The sequence below is a fragment of the Micromonospora aridisoli genome, from assembly GCF_056150025.1.
The window spans coordinates 52,703-76,792 of the sequence record NZ_JAXCFK010000014.1 but is presented as its reverse complement, the minus strand read 5'-3'; the positions used below and the strand labels follow the sequence as shown (position 1 = coordinate 76,792).

Genomic DNA, 24,090 nt, shown 5'->3' with positions numbered 1-24,090 from the left:
AGCGGAGTGGGTCGCACTCATCGCTCTCCCGTCCCTATTTTCAAACATGTTCGAGAATTACTCTACCCCGAACCCACTCGGCGAGCTACCGTGAATCGGCGAGCCACGGACGACGGAATCTCGCCCGGTGTACAGATCGGCTACCACCAGCGGGTCTCCCGGATCCGGCTGGGCCACCTCCGGGTAGCCGAGGGTCTCGGTCAGCTCCTTCCAGGCGCTGGCCACAGCCAGGTGACGCTGGCCGCCTCGCAACGGGTCGACGCCCGCGTCGACCCGCCCGCGCAGGTCGCTGAGGGCGGCCAGCACCCCGTCGCCCCACAGGTCACGCACCACGCCCGCCCAGGTGGGTGTCTCCGGCGCGCCCACGTAGTCGGCCGTCGGTCCGAGCACGTCCGACCAGCGCGTGTCGGCGGATCCGGCGACGGTGAGGAACACCCCCGCCGGATCCGCCGGCGTTCGCAGCACCGGACTCCACAGCACCGGGCCGTGGGTGTTGGCGAGCATCAGGTTCCCCGCATCCGTGCCGACGGTGATCCGGTGCAGCAACAGGCTCGTACTGTCGTCGCCGGCCTGCATCCGGTTCTCCACCCGCAGCGTCAGCGGGACGCCGGCGACCTGACCGTCCACGCTGGCCAACGGTCGGCCGGCCCGGTCTCCGACGGCCGACAGCGACCAGGGCCGCAGCCCGTCGAAGACCTCGGCGAGGATGTCGAGCAGGTCGAAGCAGACCTGCACCGCGCACACCGCGTCGACGAAGACCGGCTTGCGTAACCGGACCAGCGTGCGGGCGGCCGAGATGAACTGTCGAACCGGCTCCACGTGGGGGTAGAAGCTGTTCACCACGTACTGGGCTCCGGCGCGCCGGGCCGCCCGCAGGCACTCCGCCAGCTCCGTCGGGTGCACCGGATGTTCCTGCAACACGTGGATACCGCGGCCGAGCAGCGCCTTGGCCAACTCGACGCCCGCACCGCCGCCGACCGCGGTCGACACCACCACGCAGGCCGCGTCGACGTCGTCCGGCAACCGGTCGACGGAGGAGTACAGCGGTACGCCGTACGCCTCCGCCAGCGCTGTCGAGCGGGTGCTGCCCCGGGCCACGATGCCGGCCAGTTCGAACCGCTCCGGTGCGCGGGCGATGGCCGAGAGGTAGACCTGACCGAACCGCGTGCCGCACACGACGACCCGCAGCGGGCCGGGCCGGGCGGTCATCGGGCCTCCGCCGGGGCCGCCGCCGCGACCACGGCCGCCACGTTGGGCGGTCGGAGACAGCTGACGTGGTCACCCGGCACGTCGATGACCCGCACCTCACCGAGACACACCTCCTGCCAGAAGTCGGTCATCCCGTTACCACGGCCCGGCAGCAGGCCCCCGGCCGCCGTGGGACGGAGGACGGTGACGTCTCCGGCATAGGGTTCGGGCTCGTACCGCGCGACCGCGTTGAGGATGCGCGCGAAGGCGGCGTGGGCCACGGCGACCGCCGCGGGCCCGTCCCACACCGGATCGTCGTCGGCGACGGCCTGATGCAGTCGCGCGTGTCGGTCACCGACGGCCTGCTCCCCGAGGGCGCGGAAGCGCTCGGCGGCACCGACCAGCCGCTCGTCCCCGGTCAGCCGCCCGAGAGCACCCGCCGGCACCACGCCCGGCGAGCCCGCCAGCACGGTGGCGACCGCCCGGTCGACGGCCTCCTCGTCGGGCCAGCCGAGGGCGGCCGGGTCGACCCCCGCCGCCCGCGCGAACGCGTGGTCCACCACGAGTCCGTCGTCCACCCGGTACGGGACTCGATGTCCGGACAGGACGGTCAGTCGCACCGTGGCTCCCGCCTCGCCCAGTGCCCGGGCCAGTTCCAGCGCGATCGGAGCACCCAGGCAGTAGCCGATCAGCTCGACGTCGTCGAACCCGGCGGCCCGCACCTCGCCCGCGTAGCGTACGGCCAGGTCCTCGATCGACGTGGCCTCGTCGATCTCTGCCGGCGAGCCGGGGTCGATCGCCGCAAGCCCGAACACCGGCCCGCTCGCAGCGAGCCCGGCCGCCAGCTGCCGCAGTGCGGTGAGGGTACCCGTGCCGTCGTGCACGAGCAGCCGCACCGGCCCCCGGGTCGGACCGCCGAGCGGAACCAACGGTGATCGCTGAGGCGTCTCCGCCGTCCCGCGCTCCGGCACCGCGTCCGATGCCAGCCGCTGCGCCAGACCCGCGACCGTCGGCTCGTCGAGCAGGGCACGCAGCAACACGTCGAACGGAACCCGTTCGGCCTCGGGCAGCCGGTCACGCAGCTGCCCGACGAACCGTGCGGCCAGCAACGAGTTGCCGCCCGCGTCGAAGAATCCCAGCTCCCGGCTCGGTGGTGGGCCACCGAGCACCTCGCCCCACAGGTGGGCGAGCTGCTGCTCCACGCCCGGCCGAGGCGGTTCGGTCCGCCCACCGGCCACGGCGGTCGGACCGGGCGCCGACTCCAGCAGCCGCTTACGGTCGACCTTTCCGTTCGGCGTCAACGGCAGCGCCTCGACCACGCGAACCCGTGCCGGGACCATGTACGCCGGCAGCCGGTCGGCCACCCAGGCGACGACCCCGGCCGGATCGACGTTCCCCGACGGACGTTGGGGTACCACGAACGCGACCAGTGCGCGTTCGAGCGCGTCGTCGCCGGCCGCCAGCACCACGCAGCTGCTGACCTCGGGGTGCTCACCGAGTACCGCCTCGATCTCGCCGAGCTCGATCCGATGGCCCCGGATCTTGACCTGCTGATCGGCCCGCCCGAGGAACTCGATCTCGCCGTCGGGGAGGTAGCGACCGAGGTCGCCGGTTCGGTACAGCCGCTCCCCCGTCTCAGGGTGCCGGATGAACCGCTCGGCGGTACGTACCGGATCGTTGAGATAGCCGTCCGCCAGCCCGGTACCCGCGATGAACAGTTCGCCGGTGACCAGATCGGGCCGGTCACGCAGCGCGGAGTCGAGCACGTGGAACCGCTGGTTCGCCAACGGCAACCCGTACGGGATGCTGCGCCAGTGCGGCTCGACCGTCCGGATGCGATGGTAGTTCGACCAGATCGCCGCCTCCGTCGCCCCGCCCAGACTGACCAGCTCGGCACCGGGCACGTGCCGTCCGACGTGGCCGGGCAACGAGAGCGGGATCCAGTCCCCGGACAGCAACGCCAGTCGCAGGGTGGACAGGTCCACGGGTTCGACGTCCAGGTAGTGCATCAACATCTGCAACTGCGCGGGGACCGAGTTCCAGAGCGTCACCCCGTGTGCGGCCACCATCGCCGACCAGTGCGACGGGTCGCCACGGCGAGCCGGATCGGGCAGTACCAGTGCGGCGCCGCGGGCGGGCGGTCCGAACAGGTCGTAGACGGACAGGTCGAAGCTCAACGCGGCGAGGCCGAGCACCCGGTCGGCAGCGGTGACGGCGAAACGCTCGTTGATGTCGTGCACCGTGTTGGCGGCGGCCCGGTGGCTGATCATCACGCCCTTGGGCGTTCCGGTCGAGCCCGACGTGTGCATGACGTAGGCGAGCCCGGTCTGCGCCGGCCGGGAGCCGGTGGGAATCTCCGACCCCGGGACCGGTCGCACGTCCGCCACGTCGACACCGGCAACCTCGTCGGGCAGCGGACCGGCCGTCTCGCCCGCCACGACCGCGAACCGGGCACCGCTGTCGATGAGGATCCGGTCCCGGCGCACAGCGGGCTGGCCGAGATCCACGGGAACGTACACGCCGCCGGCGAGGAGCACACCCAGCACGCCCACGGCCTGGTCCCGCGACTTGTCGATCAGGACGCCGACGAGGTCACCCGGCCGGCATCCCGCGGCGCGCAGCCGTGCGGCGACCCCGGCGGCCCGGGCCAGCCAGTCCCCGTAGGTCATCGACCCGGCGGCGTCGATGACGGCCACCCGGTCCGGATTCTCGCGCGCGTAGGCCACCAACGGCTCGTGCAGCAAACAGTCCGGCACGGGTGCGTCGGTCGCGTTCGCCGCGCTCCGGCGGGCCCGTTGCGCGCTCGGCAGCGGCTGCGGGTCGACCGTCGCCCACGACGCGTCGTCGGCGGCCAACCGGTGCAGCAGGTCCACGTACGCGGTGAACATCTCGTCCACCAGGTCGTCGGGGAAGACGCCCTCCCGCACGTCCCAGTTCATGTCCAGGCCGCCGAACTGGTCGCCCACCTGGCAGTCGATCCACACCTGCGGGGTCTGACTGATCCCGTACACCGGTCGCAGCCGGCGGCCCGCCGCCGACGGCTCGCCGCCGCCCACACCGATGGCGCCGGTGAACACCACCGGCAGCACCGCCGCGGCGTCCCGGCCGCGGCGGTGGGCGAGTTCACGCAGCACCTCCACACCGCTGAACAGGCGGTGGTCGAGGTCGTCGAACACCCGCTCACCGAGCGCGCGGGCCCGCTCGGCGAAACTCACCCGCCCCGCCGGCTCCACGGCGAGCACGCTCAGCGAGGTGAAATCGCCGAGCAGCCGCTCGACGTGCGGGTGCAGCGGCATCCGGTTGAGCACCGGTAACCCGACGCAGAACCGGTCGGTGCCGCTCCAGCGTCCGATCGTCTCGGTGTAGGCGGCCAGCACGGCGTTGGCGGCGGTGACGCCGTGTGCGGCGGCGCGGGCCTTGAGCGACCGCCACACCCGGTCCTCGACCGTCGCCGCCAGGCGACGGAACCGGGCGGGGGCCGTGGACGGGGCGGGGTCGTCGCGCAGCGGCAGCGCCGGGGCGCCGGGTAGCGTGTCGATGCGCGCCAGCCAGTACGCCCGGTCCTTGTCGTACCGGTCGGTGTCCCGCAGTCGGCGCTCGGCCAGCACGTAGTCGCGAAAGGTCGCCTCGACCGGGGGCAGGACGCAGTCGGGCTGCCGGTAGCGGCGGTCCAGTTCGGCCAGCACCCGTTGCAGGCTGAGCCAGTCCAGGGCCATGAAGTCCACGGACACGTGCAGCACGCTACGGTCGGTGGCCAGGGTGAGGCGCAGCTCGTACATGGGTCGTCGGCCCGTCGGGTGGACCTTGTGGGACAGTTCGTCGCGCACCGTGGCGATCGTCTTCCGCACCGCGTCGACGGATGCCCCGCGCAGGTCGGTCACCGCGATGCCGGTGCCCGGTGGCGCGGCCAGCACCCGTTGCGACCCGTCCTCCTGGATGACCGTCCGCAGCGTGTCGTGGCGACGCACCAGGCCGTCCCACGCCTGCCGCATCCGGCCCGGATCCAGGTCCGCCGGGTACTCGAACTCCTGGTAGAGGTGGCAGGAGACGCCGCCGTAGTCGAAGGCCGGGTTGCGTCCGAACAGGTACGCCGACTGGATGTCGGTCAGCGGGAAGGCCTCGTCCCGCGCCTCCGGGTGGTCCCGCCACACCGCTTCGGGCTCCTGGACGGCACGGCCGGCGGTGTCGGCCATGCTGGCCAGCAGCTCGTTCTTGCTGCGGTGCAGCCGGGCCAGGCGTTCCTCGGTCATGCTGCCCCGGGGAGCGCGGAACCGCAGTTGCTGGCCCTCGCGCCACACCCGGATGCCGGCGCTGGCGAGTTCGTCGAGCAGGTCGCTGGCGTTCACAGCGCACCTTCTTCGAAGTCCTCGGCGGTGTCCCAGCCGACGGGCGGCGGTTCGCCGGTCGCCTCCCGCAGCTCGTCGATGAGCACGCTGAGCCCGGCGACCGTCGCCGAGCGCATGACATCTCGCATGGGCAGGTCGACGCCCCACGCGCCGCGCACCTCGGTGACGAACCGGGTGGCGAGCAGGCTGTCGCCGCCGAGGCGGAAGAAGTTCTCGTCGCGGCCCACCGCGTCCAGGCCGAGCAGCTTCGCCCACCTCTCGGCGACGAAGGTCTCCGTGCCACCCCTCGGCGGAGCACCGACGTCGCGTGGTCGGTCGACGGACTCCTCGATGACCGCCTGAATGCGTCGTCGGTCGACCTTGCCGTTGGCGCTCAGCGGCAGCGCGGGCAGCACGGCGACGTGGGCGGGCACCATGTGTTCGGGCAGCCGGTCCTCGGTCCACCGTCGCAACCGGTCGGTGTCGACCCCGACCGCGCTCGACGGACGGTCCGCGGTGACCAGGATCTCGCCGGTGGCCTCGGTACACAGCACCCGTACGTCGCACAGCCCCGCCGCGGTCAACGCCCGCGTCCAACGTTCGGGGCCGTAGAGCCACCCGGACCCGCCGTCACCGGCGAACCGGCCGGCCCGCGCCTCGAGCGGCAGCGCCGTCACCAGCGCCAGCGGTGTCGGGTGGGCACGTTCGAGCAGGTAGAGGCGACCACCCCCGGCGAGCAGCAGCGCCATGCTCGCCGCGGCGGTCTCCGGATCGGACATCCGGTGCAGGACGTTGTTCGCCACGACGGCGTCGAAGGCGTGCACGTGCTGCGCGGCGATGGCGTCCGTACCCTGCACCGCGATCCGCGCACGGTGGCCGTGTTCACGTAGCAGCGCCTCCGCCTTGGCCAGCACCGGTCGCGCGGCGCCGAGCAGGGTGTAGTCGATGGCTTCGCCGGACAGCGCCGCCAGCAGCCGGACCGCGCCTCGGCCACCGTCGGTCTGCCACTCCGCCACCGCCGCACGGGGCGGGCCCACGCGTTTCCGCAGGTCCTCGGCGACGGCGGCGAGACACTCGGCGGTGGCGGGCATCAGGTCGTTGAGGGCCTCCGGAGCCAGTACCGGGTCGTCCAGCAGCGCGGTGGCGTCGGCGTCACCGGAGAGGATGGCCGCGTAGAGCGGCGCGGCCCACTCCAGGGTGGCCGCCACCTGCGCCAGGCGGGTGCCGAGCGCACGTTCCCGGACCCGCTCGGCCCACTTCGGATCCGTGACCTCGGCCCACCGCGGCCCCCGGGCGTACCCGCCGGACGGACGGCTCACCACCTCGCGGTGCGCCAGGTAATCGAGCCAGACGTCCACGACCGGCCGTTGTGGTGTGCAGACGGTGAACGGTGTGCTCCCGGGCTCGATCAGCGGCGCGACGACCTCGGCCAGCAGCACCTCCACCAGCTGATGCTCGGGCAGGAGCGGGTCGTCCTCGGCCGTCACGCTGGTCGCCGGAGGCAGGAACGCATCGCTCGGACGTCCCGCGACGGGCTCGACGACCGGGGCGTCGGACTCCGGTGCCGACGTGCGCTCGACCACGGCGGCGATCACCTCGCGTCGGCCTTCGGTGACGACGACGGCGACGGCCTGGGCGACCTCCGGGTGTGCCAGCAGGCAGGATTCGATCTCGCCCAGCTCGACCCGGAAACCGTTGATCTTCACCTGGTGGTCGAGGCGGCCCAGGAACTCCAGGTTGCCGTCGGGCCAGTAGCGGCCCAGGTCGCCGGTGCGGTACCAACGCTCGCCGTCCACCAGCGGGAAGCGGGCCGCGCTCAGCTCGGGGTCGCCACGGTAGCCCAGCGCCACCCCGGCACCGCCGATCCACAGCTCGCCGGGTACCCAGTCGGGGCAGTCCCGACCGTGGCCGTCCACCACGCGGAACTTCTGGTTCCGCAGCGGAGTGCCGTACGGGATCGACCGCCAACCGGCGGGCACCTCGACGACCTCGTAGGAGTTGGACCAGATCGCCGCCTCGGTGGCACCGCCGAGCGAGACGAACCGGCAGCGCCCGCCGGTCGCGCTGGCCAGCCTGCCGGGCAGATCGAGGCCGATCCAGTCGCCGGAGAGCAGGGCCAGACGCATCGTGGCGGGCAGCGGCGTGTCGTCCGCGGCGGTGAGCAGCATGTCCAGCAGCGCGGGAACGGTGTTCCAGACGGTCACGTCGTGGCGGCGGCACAGCGCCAACCACTCCACGGCATCGCGCCTGCCCGACTCCGGCACCAGAACCACGGCACCGCCCACGGCGAGCAGGCCGAAGATGTCCCACACCGAAAGGTCGAAATCGAGGGCGGAAACGGCCAGGACACGATCGGCCGGACCGACATCGAACCGCTCGTTGATGTCCTCGACGGTGTTGACCGCCGCGCGGTGGGTGAGTTCTACCCCCTTGGGCAGGCCGGTCGATCCCGACGTGAAGATCACGTACGCGGCGTCCCCCGGGTCGGCGGGCACCGGAGCCTCCAGCGGCTCGGCCTGTTCCGCCGCGTCGATGGTGAGGATCTCGGCAGTTGAACCGGCGGGGTCGAGCAGCCCGCTGCCGTCGAGGACCACCCGCGCGCCGCTGAGTTCGAGGATCCGGGCGCGTCGCTCCGAGGGCTGGTCCACGCCGATCGGCACGTACGCCGCACCCGCGGCGAGCACGCCGAGCACGGCGACGATCTGCTGCGCGCCCTTGGGAGCGACCACCGCCACGTACGAGCCGGGCCCCACGCCACGCCGGGCCAGTGACCCGGCCACCCGCAGGGCACGTTCGGCGAGGGTGTCGTGAGCCAGCGCCTCCTGCTCACCCCAGAGCAGCGCGGGTCGCCCGACGCGCTCGCCCGCCTGCGCGAAGAACCGTGTGTGCAGGAGGTTGTCGGTCATCGCCCGGGTCGACGAGTTGACCGCCGCCCGTGTCCGCCGAGTTGCCGCCGGCAGGGCGATCTCCGGCGCCGCGCCCGTCCACGCGTCGGCGAGCAGGTCACGGACCAACGTCTCGTACGCGGACAGCATCGCGTCCAACATGCCGTCCGGGAAGAGCGCCTCGACGGCGTCCCACACCAGGCGCACGGTGCCGTCGCTGGTGCGGTAGATCTGATGGTCGAGCCAGATCTGCGGAGTCTGGGAGATCATCCACGTCGGCTCACCGAAGCGGGCGGCGAACTCCTCGGGGATCAGCGGGGCGGACAGGTCCACCGAGAACACCACGGGTGCCGTACGAGGCGATTCCGGGTCGGCACGGGTGAACTCACGCAGCACGTCGACGCCGGTGTAGGCGGCGTGGCCGATGTCCTCGTGCATCTGCTTCTGCAGGGTGCGCGCGCGGTCGACGAAGCTGTCACCGGAGAGGTCGACCTCCAGCAGGACCAGGCCGGAGAAGTCGCCGACGAGCCGGGGCATCTCGGGGTGCACGTCGAGGTCACGGTCGAACAGCGGCAGGCTGAGCAGGAAGTGCTCGTCCCCGCTCCAGCGGCTCAGGACGGTGGCGTACGCGGTCGCCAGCACGGCCGCCGGCGTCAGTCCCGCCTCACCCGCGCGCCGCTCGAGTTCCCGCCACTGATCCGCGGTGAGATCGAAGGACCGACGGACGAAGCGTTGCACGGTGACCGCGTCCGGATCCACCGCGAGCGGCAGCTTCGGACCACCGGGCAGGCTCGGCAGCCGCCGCTGCCAGTACGGGCGGGCCCGCTCCCGTTCCGCGGTCCGGGCCCCGGCCTGCTCGGCGAGGTATCGACCGAAGGTGTAGTCGACCTCGCCGAGGGCGTCCGGATCGTCGTAGAGGACGACCAGTTCGGAGAGCAGCACCCGGAAGCTGGCCAGGTCCACCGCCAGCAGATCGATGTTGAAGTGCAGCCGGTCGACCCCGCCCGGTAGCCGGGTGAGCAGTACGTCGATCACCTCACCGCGGCCGACCTCCAGGATGCGGTGCGAGAGCCGGTCGCGCAGCTCCAGCGCCGCTGCCGCCGCCTCGTCGGTGGAACGGTCGCGCAGGTCGTGCACGGTCAGCCCCGGCCAGGGGGACTCCGGCAGGATCTGCTGGGTCGCGTCGTCGGCGAACCGGGCCCGCAGCATCGGGTGTCGAGCCAGCAGGGCCCGGACCGCCCGTTCAAGCCGCTGGGCGTCCAGACCGGTCGTTTCGAACTCGAGGTAGTTGTGGCACCCGACGCCGCCCAGCGCGTGGTCGCCCGAGCGACCGAACAGGTAGGCCTGTTGCACGGGGGTCAGGGCGAAGGCCCGTTCCGGGTCGTGGTGACCGGTCCCGGTGGACTGCCTCGCGGGTGTCGCCGCCCCGTTCGAACCCGGGGCGACGCCGACCAGCCCGGCCCACGCCGACAGCCGCGGGTCGGAGGAGAGCTGGGTGAACGTGACCTCGGCGCCCGCACCGTTGAGCCGACTCGTCAGCCGCATCAGGTGCAGGGACTGCAGGCCCAGTTCGAACAGGTTGCTGTCGTCGTCGGCCGCGGTCAACTCCATGCCGAGCAGTTCGGACACCGCGGCGCGCAGCGCCTCCCGGTCCGTCCCGGCGCCGCAGTCGGTGTTCTCCGATAACATCCTCAAGCTCCCTCGCACGCTATCGACTCCGCTGCGGAATGACTGGTCCGGAATACGTCGACGACCGGGGCTCGGGATTGATGTCAGGCGAACTGGCGACATCAGCGCCGGCGCCTGGCCCGACCCTAACAGCAGCCGCAGCACCGATCAATCTATTGGCGGCCGGCGGGCGGCCGTGAATAACATGGACGTTGCCGTGAGAATTGCACATCGGACTACCGGGTGGCCCCAATCAGTTCGGTCACGGAGTCACCCAGCATCGTTCCCCGCACACCGAGGTCGAAAGCCAGGTCGAAGTGGTTCCGCGACGGCACGACGAGGTCGACCACCCGTCCGCCGCCGGCCCGGACGGCGGCGACGAACTCCGCCTGCTGCCTGCCGAACTCGTCGGTCTCGTGCTCACCTCGCGCGACGACCAACGGCGGCAGCGTCGACGGCAGCCGGTGCAGCGGACTGCAGGCGCGAGCCGTCTGCGGGTCCAGCCCGAGTGCCTCGTTCACGTACGTCCGGCGCACCGGTTCCAGGTCGTAGACGCCGCTGAGCAGGACCGCGCCCGCCACTGCCCGGACCTGATGCCGCCGCCGGCCCGGCTCGTCGAGCAGGGACATGGCGGCCAGATGCGCGCCTGCGGAACACCCACTCAGGTAGATCGATCCGGGGCTCGCCGGCAACCGGTCAGCGTTGGCACAGATCCACCGAACTCCCTCGGCGACCATGTCGACGATCTCCGGCAACCGGTACGCGGGCGCCAGGCCGTAGCCCAGCGCCGCGACGGAGATCCCGCGCGTCACCAGGTCCAGGGCCATGAATGCCGATTCGAGCCGGCTCAGTTCCTGCCAGTACCCACCGTGGATGAACACCAGCAACGGACCGCCGGTACCGGCGGCGGGGAAATAGTCGAGCAATTGTTCCGGCCGCTGCCCGTAACGCACCCCCGAACGAACGTCGAGTCGCTCCCGTGCCATTGCGCTGCGTTCCGCGTATTCACGCAGGTAGACATTGATGTCCGCAACACACGAGCTCGGCGAGTACTGAATGTCCAGGGATCTCTGGTCGTACGTCAGATACACGTCACTCCGTTTCCGGTACCGAAACGGTCACTGCCGGAGGCGGCTCCGCCTCCCCTGCGATCAGCCGGACCGCAGGGGTAGGCGGTGTCGTGGCGCCGTCGTCACTGGTTGGCGCGCATGGCGGCGAAGTACTGGTTCTGCGTGGGAAGCTCCTGCACCAGCTTCTCGGCCTTCACCCGGATGCGCTCGAACTCGGCCAGCGCCGCCCGTTCGTCGGCCAACTCGATGGCCGGCGAGTGCCGGACGTCGATCCCACCCGCGCCCAGCAGGATGCAGTTGTACGAGTACGGCGGCAGACCGTGGTAGTGCGGGTAGATCGACTCCGCGTCGGGCACCTTGTGCTGCCAGATCTCGATGCGCTCCGCGAGCGCGTCCGGGATCACGCGGGTCTTGGTGTCCTTCCAGTACTGGTTGTCGACCCGCTTCGCGCCCCGGTAGTGCAGGCAGAGGAACTCGCGTACCCCGTCCATGACGTGCGCGACCGAGCGGTTGTACTGCTCGCGCAGCGTGTCGTCGCCGCGCCCGGACGGGAAGTACTTGACCATCTGCTCGATGGCGTGGTGGATGAAGAAGATCCCGGTCGACTCCAGCGGCTCGACGAATCCGCTGGCCAGGCCGACCGCCACGCAGTTCTTCACCCACGACCGCCGGCTACGACCGATACGCATCCGGATGTGGTTCGCCGGCACGTCGGCGGCCTCGGGACCGACGAACTCGCGCAGCACCCGCTCGGCCTCCTCCGGGGTCGAGTAGTCACTGGCGTACACGTAGCCGGTGCCGATCCGGCTGATCAGCGGGATCGTCCAGATCCAGCCGGCCTCCTGCGCGGTAGCGGTCGTGCACGGCCGCAACGGCTTGCTGTCCATGTCCAGCGGCACCTGGAGGGCGACCGCGCTGTCGTTGGGCAGCGTGTCCTGGTAGGAGACGAACGGCTCACCGAGCGCCTTGTTCAGCAGCAGGGCCCGGAATCCGGTGCAGTCGACGAAGAGGTCCGCGGCGATGTCGCCGTGCTCGGCCGTACGCACATGCGAGATGAACCCCTGCTCGTCGAGCACCACGTGCTCGACGTTGTCGACGACGTGCTTGACCCCGCGCTGCGTGGAGTAGCCGGTCAGGAACTTCGCCAGCAGGTGCGCCTCGAAGTGGTACGCGTAGGGGATCTGCACTCCCTGGTACTCCGCGATGGTCGACCGGGGTGACGTCTCGTCGCGGGACTGCTCGACGAATCCCTGGTCGACCAGGCTGCCGTCGAGGTAGCGGGGTGACCGTTCCGCGTCGCACAGCGAGGCCATGACGAAACAGTCCTTGTCGAACCGCGACGTCGTCGGGTAGCGCAGCCACCAGTCGCTGAGGGGGAACCCGTCGACCGAAGCCATCTGCTCGAACGGGTGGTAGAAGTGGTGGCCCGGCTCGCGCCAGTTCTCGAACCGGACGGCCAGCTTGTACGTGGCGTTGCAGGCGGGCATCCAGTCGGACTCGTCGAGCCGCAGAAATTCGAAGAAGTGACGGATATCGCTGAAGGTGGCCTCGCCGACGCCGATCGTGCCGACGGTGGCCGACTCGACGACCGTCACATCGACCCGGTCACCGAAGGCGGCCGCCAGGTACGACGCCGTCATCCAGCCGGCCGTACCGCCACCGACGATGACGACGCGCTGTGTCCTGCCGGGGTCGCGCGTGTTCTTGGCGGCGGCAGCACTGACAGTCATTGCGGTTCCTCCTTGTACCCGATAACCCGGGACTCGACGGATGTGTCTGGTTCGGATCCGTTTCGGTGGATCGCGCCGCCCAGCCGGGGCGGGAAGACCTCGGGGAACAACGTCCGCTCGGTCGACCGCCACAGGTAGGCGGCGCCGGCGGAGCCGGCCGTGCCACGGGCCGCGCCGAGGTACTGCTCGGCCAGTCGGGCGTGCCGCGCGCGCCAGGACCGCACCGCGTCATCGAAGGCGGCCAGCGCGGCGCGTACCCGCTCCACCGCCCTCGGGTCATCGCCGGCCCGCGCACGGTCGCGGTACTCGACGAAGGCCCCCGACAGCGACGGTTCCGCGATCCGGGCGCCGAGCCGGGCCCGCTCACCGGCGGTGAAGCCGGGTGTGTTGAGGAACCGTGGGTCGCGGGCCCCGCACAGGAACTCGATCTCCCGGTACTGCGCGGACTGGAACCCGCTCGACGAGCCGAGGGTCGCCCGGATCTCGTCGAACGACTCGGCGGTCAGCGTGCTCAGGACGTCGAAGTGGCCGCTGAGCACCCGCATCGCCGCCGGCAGCCGCTCGATGTGGTCGGCGGCGACGTCCGGACGATCGTGGGTCAGCGCGTCCCGTCCGGACTCCAGGTGCCGCAGGATGACCGCGAACCACAGCTCGCACGCCTGGTGGGCGGCGAAGAAGAGGGTGCGGTCGGGCTCGTCGCGTACGCACGCGATGTCGAGCAGTTCGTCCAGTCTGAGGATCTCCCCGTAGGCGCGGTCGCGCTGGGTGTCCGTCGAATAGGTCATCGGTGTGTCGGCCCTCCTCAGCAAGGCGCCGGGACGGTGACTCAGCGGTGCTGGAGCTCACGCCGTCCCGCGCGCAGGGCACTCTTGTCGATCTTGCCGACGGGCGTACGGGGCAGGTCCGGCACGACGACCAGTTCGTCGGGCAGCTTGTACGGAGCCAGTCCACGGTCGCGGATGTGCTCTCGGATCGTGCGCAGCGACAGCGGCGCCGCCGCGTCCGCCTCGGCGGTGGGCACCACGAACACGCAGATGCGTTCGTCGATGGCGTCGTCGGGGATGCCGACCACCGCGGCGTCCCGGACCGACGGATACGTCAGGACGTGGCCCTCCACCTCCTCGGCCGAGACCTTCTCGCCGAAGTGGTGGATGATGTCCTTGAGCCTGCCCTCGATGACGATGCGCCCGTCCTCGGTCAGCTTGGCCAGGTCGCCGGTGCGGTAGAACCCGTCGGAGGTGAACGCCCGGCGGTTGTGCTCCGGCGCGGCGAAGTAGCCCCGGATCGTGTACGGGCCACGGGTCAGCAGCTCACCGGTCACCCCGGCCGGGAGATCGCGATCCTCGGTGTCGACGATCCTGACCTCGTCGTCCGGGCAGATGGGCGTGCCCTCGGTGGTGTAGACCACCTCCAGCGGATCGTCCAGGCGCGTGTGGGTGATCAGCCCCTCGCCGATGCCGTAGACGTTCATGATGCGGCACTTCAGGCCCGACTGGACGCGTTGCGCCGCGGCGGGGCCGAACTTCGAACTGCCCACCTGGAGGGTCATGCCGCTCATGTCCACCGGCATGCTCTGCGCCGCCTCCGTCCAGAGCAGGGCGAGCGCCGGCACCAGCGCGGTGTGGGTGACACCTTCCCCGGCGATCAGCGGGAACACGTGGTCCGGGCTGGGGTTGGCGGCCAGTACGGCCTTCCCGCCGACGAGCAGCGCGCCCAGGGCGCCGGGGCAGCCGAGCGCGGCGTTGTGTGGCACCGGGTTGGCGGCGAGGTACACGCTGTCCGCACCGAACCCGGTCACCTCGGCACAGGCGAAGATGTTGTAGGCGTAGTCGTCGTGGGTGCGGGGGATCAACTTCGGCACGCCGGTGGTCCCGCCGGAGAGCAGCAGCAGGGCTATCTCGGAGGCGTCGACCGGCGGCAGCTGACGCGGCTCTGACCGGGCCACCTCGGCCAGCGAGGTGAACTCCGCGCTGTCCCCGGCGATCACGACATGCCGCACGCTCGGCACGTCGGCGCGGATCTCGCGAGCCAGCGCCCGGTGGTCGAACCCCTGGAAGCGGTCCGGACCGAGGTAGGCCACCGCGTCCGAGGCGCGGGCCAGGTGAGTGATCTCGTCGCGGCGGTGACCGGGCAGGGCCAGCACGGGTATCGCGCCGATGCTGAACACCGCCAGCAACACCGACAGGAACTCGTTCACGTTGGGCAGGTGCAGCACCAGGCGGTCCCGGCTGCCGATGCCGAGATCGAGCAGACCGGCGGCGATGCGATCGGCCTCGTCGGCCAGCTCCGCGTAGGTGAGGCGGCGAGTGGCGTCCACCGTGGCCACCTTGTCCGGGTGGCGGCGGACGCTGTCGTCGAAGAGCTGCCGAAGCGAGAGGCCACGCCAGTAGCCCGCACGCCGGTAGCGGTCGGCGACGTCGGGCGGCCAGGGCACGAACCCGTCCAGCATCTGTCTGTCCTCCTTCGGTGCGGCGCTAACAGATTCCGGTAGCAGCCCAGAGGCCGCGGCCCACCCGACAGAGCCTTGACAGATTGTCTGGACGAACGGCCGGGCTCGGTGACGCTCGATGTCGTGAGCCGAACACGGAGATCCGACCGGAGATGGGTACGGGCGCTCACCGGCGTCGGACACCCCACCACCCGGCTGGTCTGCTTTCCACACTCCGGCGGCACGGCCGCGGCATACCGCGCCTGGGCCTCGGCGCTACCCACCGGCGTGGCGTTGTACGCCGTGCAGTACCCGGGTCATGCCGACCGGCTGGCCGAGGCACCCGCCGTCAGCGTCGCCGAAATGGGCAGGCAGGTGGCCGCGGAGCTGCTGCCGATGCCGCCCGCCCGGTGCGCGCTGCTCGGGCACAGCCTGGGCGCGCTGGTCGCCTACGAGACCGCACGGGTGTTGCGGGACAAGGGAAGCCCTGTGCACCAACTGTTCGTCTCCGGGGCGGCCGGACCGTGGCTGGCCGGCGGTGGACGCACCCACCAGCTCGGTGACGAGGAGCTGTGGGCGACGGTCACCAGCCTGGGCGGGATCGAGCCGGAGGTAGCCGAAGAGCCCGAACTGCGGGAACTGCTGCTGCCCGTGCTCCGGGCGGACATCACCGCGCACGAAACCTACCGGCCCGCACCGGACACGGCGCCGCTGGGCTGCCCGGTCCGCGGCTACTACAACACGGAGGACCCCCTGGTCGACGCCGACCGGGTCGCCGGGTGGGCCGCGGTCACTGACGGCGGATTCAGCATGCGGGTCTGGCCGGGCGGCCACTTCCGGCTGCTCTCCCACCCGGAGGAGCTGGTCGCCGACATCGTGGCGACCCTGGCCGAAAGCGGTGTGCGGCGGTGACGCTCGACGGGAAGTCGGTGGTGGTCACCGGCGCGGCCACCGGCATCGGCCGTGGCATCACCGAGTGCCTGGTGAAGGCGGGTGCCAACGTGACGATCGTCGGCCGCCGCGAGCAACCGCTGCGGATGCTGGCGGACCGTCATCCGTTCGCGGTGGCCGTCGTCGCGGCGGACGTCTGCGCAGCCGGCACCGCCGACCGGGTCGTCACGGTGGCCGGGGAGACCTTCGGCGGCATCGACGCGGTGGTCAACAACGCCGGGCTGGCCCGGTTCGGCCCGATCGACACCCTCGATCCGGCGCACCTGGACGCGATGTTCGCGGTGAACGTCCGCGCCCCCGCCGAGCTGATCCGGTGCGCTCTGCCCCTGCTGCGGGCCAGGAGGGGCAGCGTGGTCAACGTCTCCTCCGTCGGCGGGGTCCTGTCCATGCCCGGGCGGGCCTACTACGGCGCGACCAAGGCGGCGCTCAACAGCCTCACCCGTTCCCTGGCCCGGGAACTCGCACCGGACGTACGCGTCAACGCCATTCTCCCCGGGCCGGTGGACACACCGATGTGGACCGACGCCGGGCTGGACGCCGCCGGCATCGAGCGGCTGCGAACCGACCTGGTCGCGTCGACCCCGATGGGGCGCTTCGGTGAGAGCACGGAGGTCGGCCAGTGGGTCTGCATGCTGCTCGACCCGGCCCTGGCCGGCTGGGTCACCGGTGCGTTGATTCCCGTCGACGGCGGCCGCACGGCATGAGGCCCTTGCAGTCCGAACCAACACTTCACGGAACAGAGGTGGTCAGAGCGTGAGCCCCGAAATCTCGTCCGCTGCCAGCTACATTCCCTCGTCGTGTCTGCACACCATCTTCCGCGCGGCGCAGGAGGCCGAGCGGCGGACCGGCGAGGAGGTGGTGAAGCTGCACGTCGGCGACCCGTACTTCCACCCGGCGGAGAACGTCGCCGACGCGTTCGTCGACGCGGTACGTCGCGGCGACACCAAGTACACCGGCCCGGACGGCCTGCCCGAGCTGCGTGAGGCGGCGGTGGAGAAGCTACGCGCGGACAACGGCATCGACACCGTGGTCGACCGGGTGCTTGTCTCACCAGGCTCGTGCGAGGGACTCGCCGCCCTGCTGCAGACGCTCGGCGAACCCGGGGGCGAGATCCTCCTGCCGGAACTGCACTGGCCGGTCCACCTGCAACAGAGCCTGCTCGCCGGGCTCCGCCCGGTGCTCTATCCGCTCGGGCCCGGTTTCCGACCCGATGTCGAGCGGATCGCCGCCGTCGCCGGCCCACGGACCAGGGTGTTGCTGATCAACTCGCCGGCCAACCCCACCGGGGTCGTCCTGAGCCCCGACGAGATCAGCGCCCTGCTCGACCTGGCCCGTACCAGAGGTTGGCACGTGATCAGTGATGAGGCCTACGAGCACTTCTGCTACGAGCGCGAGCATCTCTCCGTCGCCTCCCTGGAACGCGACGTCCCGGTCGACGAGCGCATCGTGCACAGCGTCTTCAGCTTCTCCAAGAGCTTCGCCATGACCGGCTACCGGCTCGGATACGTCGCGCTGGCCAACGACCGCGCCGCCGACGTCATGCGGGTGGTCCAGGAGGCGAACATCATCGGTACCTCCACCCCGGTGCAGCACGCCGGCGTTGCCGCGCTGGCCACCCGGTCCGGTGCCGCCGCCACCAACCGCAAGCTCGTCCAGCGCAACCGGGACGTGGCCCTGCCGCCCCTGCTCCGCGCCGGGCTGCTCAGCGAGCTTCCGGCGGGAGGCTGGTACGCGATGTTGGACGTGGCCAGGACCGGGCTGGACGCCGAGACGTTCGCGCTGCAACTGCTGGAGCGTAAGGGGGTCGCCGTCGTCGCCGGCAACGGATTCGCCATGCGGCCCCAGCTCGACGAGCGCGGTCACATCGGTGCCCACGACTACGCACCCTGGGCACGACATCTGGTCCGGGTCGCGTTCTGCGTGGATCCCGGCTGGTTGGAGACCGGTGTGCGCAGGATTCTGGAGTTCGTCGACGAGTGCGGCGACGGAGGCCTCCGATCCGCCGGGTGAACCGGAGACGCCGGTCGGGTCGACGCCCGACCGGCGCGTGCGGCATCCCGGAAGGCTCCCCTGTGCGATCGAGCGAGGAGGTGGGCACACCGTGCCAGAGCCCCTGACCGGCACCATGGCGCCGCCACCGAACCCCTTTCCACCTGAACCACCCGGCACCGGCGGACCGCCTCCGGCCCTGCGGTCCGAGGAACCGCACGGAGAGGCGGAGAAGGGTTCACTGGTCGACCCGGCGCAGTTCCGTTCCCTCATGGCCACGCATCCCGCGGGGGTCGCCATCGTCACGACCACGGCGACCGACGGCGCACCGTGGGGGATGACCTGTTCCTCGGTGTGCAGTGTCGCGTTGCGGCCGCCGACACTGCTGGTGTGCCTCCGCGCGGCGAGTCCGACGCTGGCGGCACTGCTCGAGGTGTCCGCGTTCGCGGTCAATCTCCTGCGCGACCACGCCGAACCGGTCGCGCAACTGTTCGCCTCGGGCGTACCGGACCGGTTCGAGAAGGTCGAGTGGGTCGCGGAACCGGAGTCCGGGCTGCCGCACCTCGTCGACGACGCCCACACGGTCGCGGACTGCCGGGTCAGCGAGACCCTGCCCGTCGGTGACCACGTGGTGGTCCTCGGGACGGTGCTGCGGGTACGCACGCACGCGGTCGCTCCGGTCAGCCCGCTGCTGTACGGCATGCGCCGGTACTGGTCACTGGGCGTCACCCCGGCCGCCGGGGACGCCGGGTCCGAACCCGACGGCCGGCGATGAACGAGCCCTTCGGAGGCAACATGAGCAGTGTCCGCACCGACGCCCAGCAGATCGCGCAGCGCCCGCCCGGCCCGAAGGCCCGGATCCCCGACTGCCCGCTGGGGCGGACCGTCGAGGTCGTGGGCGCCTGGTGGACGCTGGAGATCCTGCACGAGATCTTCAACGGTCATACCCGGTTCGGGGCCATCCGGCGCAACCTCGAAACGCCCGCTCACGTGTTGCTGGAGCGTCTCGACGTGCTCACCGCAAGAGACCTGATCGAGCAGGCGGTCGACGCCGTGGACCTCGATGGCCGGGAGTACCGGCTGACCGCCCTCGGTACCACGCTGCGCCCGCTCCTGCTGGTCATCGCGGGTTGGGGCAATCATCTGCTCGCCCCGGCGGACCGCAGCGTCATCCTGGTCGACACCGAGACCGGCACGGAGGTGGACCCGGTGGTGGTGGACCGGCGGACCGGCCGGCGGATCGACACCGGGAACGTGGTCTTCGCCCGTGGTCCGAAGGCGAGCGCGATGGTCGCTGCGCGGTACCCCGAGGTCGTCATGACCGAATGAGCTCCCTCAGGAGGAGTGGCCGTGGCTCGCGTGCGCCCCGTGGAACGGTGTGGTGACCCCGTCGTATCGCAGGCGCAGCATCATGCCCTGGTGAGCGTGCGGCAGGTTGTGGCAGTGGTTCATCCACACGCCCGGGTTGGTCGCCCGGAACACGACCTCCCACACCTCGCCGGGGCGGACATCGAACGTGTCCATCCAGAGCGGGCTGCCCGAGGAGGGTCGCCCGTTCCTGGACAGGATCAGCACCGGGTGGCCGTGCAGGTGCCAGGGATGGGTCTCCCGGCTGCGGTTGACCACGGTGAAGCGGACGACGTCGCCCTCGGCCACGAGCTGGTCGGGGATCGACGGATGACCACGCCCGTTTACCGTCTGGGCGAACGCGGGAACACCGTCGACCATGGCCAGTCCACGGTCGAGGACGAGCGTGAAGTGCCGGTCCACGGCGGCGGTGCGCAGCGGTACGGGCGCCGGGGTGCCGTAGCCGAACAGGTCCAGCTCCGGCCACGCGGTGGTGTCCCGCGCGGCCGCCTCGCCGTTGGGCGCGCCGGGGCCCGGTCGCAGCCACATCGCGGCCACCCCGTCGACGAAGAGCGCCACCGCGGTCTCCGGCATGGCGAACAGCAGGTCGTGCCGCCCGCCCGCGGCCAGCCGTAGCGCCATCCCACTCGTCTCACCGGGGCCGTGCAGGTCACGACCGTCGACGGCGACCACCCGGAACGGGGCACCCGCCAGCGCGAAGCGGCGCGGGTCGGAGTCGGTGTTGACCAGCCGCAGCCGGACCGTCGCACCGGCGGGCGCGACGTGCTCCCGGCCCGCGACCACCGGGGTGCCGTTGAACGTGTGCACGGGAACGACCAGGTCTAGGTCCACGGCGGCGGACTCTTCCCGGGGTTTCACGACCAGCACCCCGTACAGGCCACGCCGCACGCCGATGTGGGACGCGTGGTGGGTGTGATACCAGTAGGTCCCGACCTGGTCGGCGCGGAACCGGTAGCGGAACTCGGCACCGGGCATCACCACCGGCTGGCTGAGGCCGGCCACCCCGTCCTCCCCGCACGGGACGTCGTAGCCGTGCCAGTGCAGGGTCACGCCCTCGTCGATGTCCTGGTTGACCAGCCGCACCTCGACGAGATCGCCCTCCGTCGCAGTGATCTCCGGGCCGGGCAGCGCCCCGTCGAAGGTCCAGGCGTCGACGTCCTGCCCGGAGGGCAGGCGTACGGTCGCCTTTCGGGCCGTCACCACGTGCGCGCGGCGAACGCCGCCCGGCGCGGGTGTGTCCGGTCCGCGTAGATCGGCCACCGAGACCGACGGCTGGCGAGCAGGGCCGGGACCGCCGCCGTCGGTGTGACCGGTGCCGGTCGGTAGCACCGACAGACCCGCCCCGGTGCCGGTCGCGCCGACCGCGACGACGCCACCGGCGAGGCCGAGGAAGCGGCGGCGGGACAGTTCCGGTCGGGCCTGCGGGGTCGGCTCCCCCACGGCCTCCTCCGTGGCCGGTGCGGCGATCGACCGGGCGGTCAGCAGCACGCCCGCCACCACCAGACCGACCGTGATCAGAGCCACCGGGAGGGTCAGTGGGTACCCGCCGAGGTAGGTGACCGCGAACCCGGCCAGCGCGGCGTACCCGGCGCCGAGCAGCGCCACGACGCCTGCCGCTTCGCTACCTGCCCGACGCGGTCCGCCGCGGATCCGCGCGAGCAGTACCGGCCCGGCAACGACTGCGGCGGCCACCGAGGCCACCGCGAGCAGCGGCATCCCGAGCAGCACCTTCTCCTGGACGAACCACCAGCCCCGCCCGGCCAGCATCGTCACCGACACCGCCCTGGCCAGCACGAGCACCAGCGCCCCGGCGAGCAGCATCAGGGCGGGTCTGGCGCGTCCCAGAGCGGCGGTCACGCCGGCGGCGAGCCACGCGCCGGCACCGAGTAGTGCGACGGCGTGGTCCAGGACGGTCAGTGCCGCCGTGCTCACGACTGTGTCGCGTGGCTGAGCTGCCTGCGCTGCCACGCGATCTGGCGTGCCTCACGCACGACCCACAGCGTGACGCCGAAGATGATCAGCCCGTTGATCGCGTGCACGCCGAAGACGTAATGGCCCGCCTCGGAACCCTCGCCGAAGGAGCGGGCAACCTCCCGGATCAGCGACTGCACCAGCACCAGCCCGGCCACCAGGGCCGTCCTGCCGATGATCCGCCCCGGCATCCGGGCGATTGCCGAGAGGACCGCGAGCACGATGGCGGACACGAGGATCACGTACCCGAGCACTCGATGGGGAGCGAACGACTCCTCGATCGGCGCGGCGTCGAACGCCCCGCTCGCGGCCAGATAGAACTGTGCGACCTCGGCGAGCAGCAACAGCGACGCCAGGCCCGCGAAGAGCTTCTTCATGGCACTGATCATGGGTTCGACGCGGCCTTCCGCGCACCAGCCGAGGCGTGGCACCTGCTACGCGAATACGCGTATTGGAACACCGTCCGAATACGTCGCGGGGCGTAGTCGGCGGTGCACCGGAGAGTGTGCCCCGTGTCGTAGGATCTCGGCATGGACCTGCGGGTGATGCCGGGACGGCTGCGCGCCTGGCTCGCGCGTCGACCGGGTTGGTTCACGGACCTCCTGTTGGCAGTGTTCGTCACGGTGATTCAGGTCCAGAGTGTCACTGACCACGGGGCCGTCCTCCCCGAGCCGATCGCCCGGCCCGCCTCGGACTTCGGCTACACCGGCTACGCCCTGGTGGTGCTGAGCGGCCTGGCGATCGTCGCGCGGCGCCGGTGGCCGGTGGCCGTGTTCACCCTCACGGGCGTGACCAGCCTGGTCTACTTCGGCCTCGGGTTCCCCGAGCGGATGTCCTGCCTCGCTCTCTTCGTGGCCCTGTACACCCTCGCCGCGTACGGCGACGGGCGCCGGTCGCTGGTGATCGCGGGCACGGGCACCGTGGTGCTCGCCGTCGGCTGGTTGGCAGCCGGGGCGGACACCGAGCCGGTCGAGGCCGTGGGGTGGGTGCTCTTCCGGATCGGGGCGTCGATCATCAGCATCGTGCTCGGTGAGACCGTCCGGTCCCGCAGGGTCCTCGCCGCCGAGGCGCAGCGCCGGGCCGAGATGGTGGAACGCGCCCGCGAGGAGGAGACCCGCGCGCGGGTCGACGCGGAGCGGCTGCGGATCGCCCGCGAGGTCCACGACACCGTCGCGCACGCCATCGCCATCATCAACGTGCAGGCCAGTGTCACGGCGCACGTGCTCGACAAGCGACCGGCCCAGGCACGCGACGCGCTGCGGGCGATCGAGCAGACCAGCTCGCGGGCGCTGCAGGAGATGCGCGCCGTCCTCGGCGTCCTGCGCGAGGACGACGGACGCAAGCCCCATCCCGGCCTGGAGCAGGTGCACGCACTGGCCGAGAAGGCCCGCGAGGCCGGGCTCGACGTCACCATCGAACAGACCCCGGCGTCAGGGCCGATGCCGAGCGCGGTGGACAGCGCGGCGTACCGCATCGTCCAGGAGTCGATCACCAACGTGATCCGACATGTCGGGCCGACCAGGGTCACCGTGTCGATCGAGACCAGCTCCGACGCCTTGACCGTCCGGGTGATCGACGAGGGCAGCCGCGACCGGGTGCTCGTCGCGGTGGGTGGCAACGGTCCGCCGTCGAGCGGCCGAGGAATCATCGGCATGCGTGAACGTTGCCAACTGCTCGGCGGGGACCTGCACGCCACGGCACGTCCCGGCGGAGGCTTCGAAGTCGTCGCCCGCCTGCCGCTCGCACCGGTGACGCCGAGCCCGTGAGCACCGCGTCCATCAGGGTGCTGCTCGCCGACGACGAGCGGCTGGTCCGCTCCGGCTTCCGGCTGTTGCTCGACCTGGAGGACGACATCACGGTGGTCGGCGAGGCCACCAACGGCGCCGAGGCCGTCGAACTGGCCCGGGCCACCCGTCCCGACGTGGTTCTCATGGACATCCGCATGCCGCGTCTGGACGGGATCCGCGCCGCGGGACAGATCGCCGAGATGCCGGGGCTGGAACGGGTCCGCATCCTCATCCTCACCACGTACGACACCGACGAGAACGTGTTCGAGGCCCTACAGGCGGGCGCGAGCGGATTCCTGCTCAAGGACGCCGGTCCCGCCGAACTTCTGCACGCCATCCGGGTCATCGCCGCCGGAGACGCGCTCCTCGCTCCACGGGTCACCCGCCGGCTCATCAGCCAGTTCACCGCGCGCCGCAGGGCAACCAAGGCGGGCGAGGAGCGGCTCGCGGTGCTCACCGACCGCGAGCGTGAGGTGCTCGCCCTGGTCGCACAGGGCATGAGCAACGACGAGATCGGGGCCGCCCTGTTCCTCAGCCCGGCCACGGCGCGCACGCACGTCAGCCGCACGATGGGCAAACTCGGCGCCCGGGATCGCGCCCAGCTGGTGGCGATCGCCTATCAGACCGGGCTGTGCCAGTACACCGAGCAGCGCTGAGTCTTCCTGCGTCCGCCCCGAAAGGAACAGGCAAGAGTCCACACGGGAGCATCGCCCGGCTGTCACCATCGGGC

General features: G+C 71.4%; 16 protein-coding genes. 7 read left to right on the top strand and 9 right to left on the bottom strand.

What is annotated here, in order from left to right; translation table 11 throughout:
• Positions 1 to 57: 57 nt before the first annotated feature.
• The 7 genes from SM447_RS25295 to SM447_RS25265 all read right to left on the bottom strand — a co-directional run bounded on the left by SM447_RS25295 (position 58) and on the right by SM447_RS25265 (position 15,315).
• A complete protein-coding gene (locus tag SM447_RS25295; protein WP_474575366.1) occupies positions 58 to 1,209 on the bottom strand; it encodes a Gfo/Idh/MocA family oxidoreductase in 1,152 nt (383 codons plus the stop codon).
• Positions 1,206 to 5,534: a non-ribosomal peptide synthetase gene (locus SM447_RS25290; protein WP_474575365.1), complete on the bottom strand. Its 4,329-nt coding sequence runs from the start codon at positions 5,532 to 5,534 to the stop codon at positions 1,206 to 1,208. Before SM447_RS25290 ends, SM447_RS25295 begins: the two co-directional genes overlap by 4 nt.
• Positions 5,531 to 10,087 carry a non-ribosomal peptide synthetase gene (locus SM447_RS25285; protein WP_474575364.1) on the bottom strand — a complete coding sequence of 1,519 codons (4,557 nt, stop codon included), beginning with the start codon at positions 10,085 to 10,087 and terminating at the stop codon, positions 5,531 to 5,533. The genes SM447_RS25290 and SM447_RS25285 overlap by 4 nt, the downstream gene beginning before the upstream one ends.
• 215 nt (positions 10,088 to 10,302) lie before the next feature.
• Positions 10,303 to 11,052: an alpha/beta hydrolase gene (locus SM447_RS25280; protein WP_474575363.1), complete on the bottom strand. Its 750-nt coding sequence runs from the start codon at positions 11,050 to 11,052 to the stop codon at positions 10,303 to 10,305.
• Positions 11,053 to 11,258: 206 nt separating this feature from the next.
• Positions 11,259 to 12,866 (bottom strand): tryptophan halogenase family protein, encoded by a 1,608-nt coding sequence (locus SM447_RS25275; protein ID WP_474575362.1) that lies wholly within the window; start codon positions 12,864 to 12,866, stop codon positions 11,259 to 11,261.
• Positions 12,863 to 13,651 (bottom strand): tryptophan 2,3-dioxygenase family protein, encoded by a 789-nt coding sequence (locus SM447_RS25270; RefSeq protein WP_474575361.1) that lies wholly within the window; start codon positions 13,649 to 13,651, stop codon positions 12,863 to 12,865. Before SM447_RS25270 ends, SM447_RS25275 begins: the two co-directional genes overlap by 4 nt.
• A 41-nt stretch (positions 13,652 to 13,692) precedes the next feature.
• Positions 13,693 to 15,315, bottom strand: a complete 1,623-nt coding sequence (locus tag SM447_RS25265; RefSeq protein ID WP_474575360.1) for a (2,3-dihydroxybenzoyl)adenylate synthase — start codon at positions 15,313 to 15,315, stop codon at positions 13,693 to 13,695.
• A 123-nt stretch (positions 15,316 to 15,438) separates the two neighbouring features.
• On the opposite strand from SM447_RS25265, the gene SM447_RS25260 reads away from it, so the two are divergent.
• From SM447_RS25260 to SM447_RS25240, 5 genes are all read left to right on the top strand, one after another.
• Positions 15,439 to 16,206 carry a thioesterase II family protein gene (locus tag SM447_RS25260; protein WP_474575359.1) on the top strand — a complete coding sequence of 256 codons (768 nt, stop codon included), beginning with the start codon at positions 15,439 to 15,441 and terminating at the stop codon, positions 16,204 to 16,206.
• A complete protein-coding gene (locus SM447_RS25255) occupies positions 16,203 to 16,949 on the top strand; it encodes an SDR family NAD(P)-dependent oxidoreductase (RefSeq protein WP_474575358.1) in 747 nt (248 codons plus the stop codon). The genes SM447_RS25260 and SM447_RS25255 overlap by 4 nt, the downstream gene beginning before the upstream one ends.
• Before the next feature lie 49 nt (positions 16,950 to 16,998).
• Positions 16,999 to 18,255, top strand: a complete 1,257-nt coding sequence (locus tag SM447_RS25250) for a pyridoxal phosphate-dependent aminotransferase (RefSeq protein ID WP_474575357.1) — start codon at positions 16,999 to 17,001, stop codon at positions 18,253 to 18,255.
• A 91-nt stretch (positions 18,256 to 18,346) separates the two neighbouring features.
• The gene (locus SM447_RS25245) at positions 18,347 to 19,009 is read left to right on the top strand and encodes a flavin reductase family protein (protein WP_474575356.1); all 663 of its coding nucleotides are present in this window, start codon (positions 18,347 to 18,349) and stop codon (positions 19,007 to 19,009) included.
• A 20-nt stretch (positions 19,010 to 19,029) separates the two neighbouring features.
• Entirely contained in the window at positions 19,030 to 19,563 is a 534-nt protein-coding gene (locus SM447_RS25240; RefSeq protein ID WP_474575355.1) for a winged helix-turn-helix transcriptional regulator, read from the top strand.
• Positions 19,564 to 19,569: 6 nt separating this feature from the next.
• On the opposite strand, the gene SM447_RS25235 is transcribed toward SM447_RS25240, so the two are convergent.
• Both SM447_RS25235 and SM447_RS25230 read right to left on the bottom strand, forming a co-directional pair.
• Complete coding sequence (locus SM447_RS25235; RefSeq protein WP_474575354.1) at positions 19,570 to 21,534, bottom strand: multicopper oxidase family protein; 1,965 nt, start codon at positions 21,532 to 21,534, stop codon at positions 19,570 to 19,572.
• Entirely contained in the window at positions 21,531 to 21,950 is a 420-nt protein-coding gene (locus SM447_RS25230; RefSeq protein ID WP_474575353.1) for a DUF6220 domain-containing protein, read from the bottom strand. The genes SM447_RS25235 and SM447_RS25230 overlap by 4 nt, the downstream gene beginning before the upstream one ends.
• Before the next feature lie 153 nt (positions 21,951 to 22,103).
• Here SM447_RS25230 and SM447_RS25225 point away from each other — a divergent pair, with 153 nt between their 5' ends.
• Positions 22,104 to 23,339, top strand: coding sequence for a sensor histidine kinase (locus tag SM447_RS25225; RefSeq protein WP_474575352.1), 1,236 nt, complete (start codon positions 22,104 to 22,106; stop codon positions 23,337 to 23,339).
• A complete protein-coding gene (locus SM447_RS25220) occupies positions 23,336 to 24,016 on the top strand; it encodes a response regulator transcription factor (RefSeq protein WP_474575351.1) in 681 nt (226 codons plus the stop codon). The genes SM447_RS25225 and SM447_RS25220 overlap by 4 nt, the downstream gene beginning before the upstream one ends.
• The last annotated feature ends 74 nt before the right edge of the window (positions 24,017 to 24,090 follow it).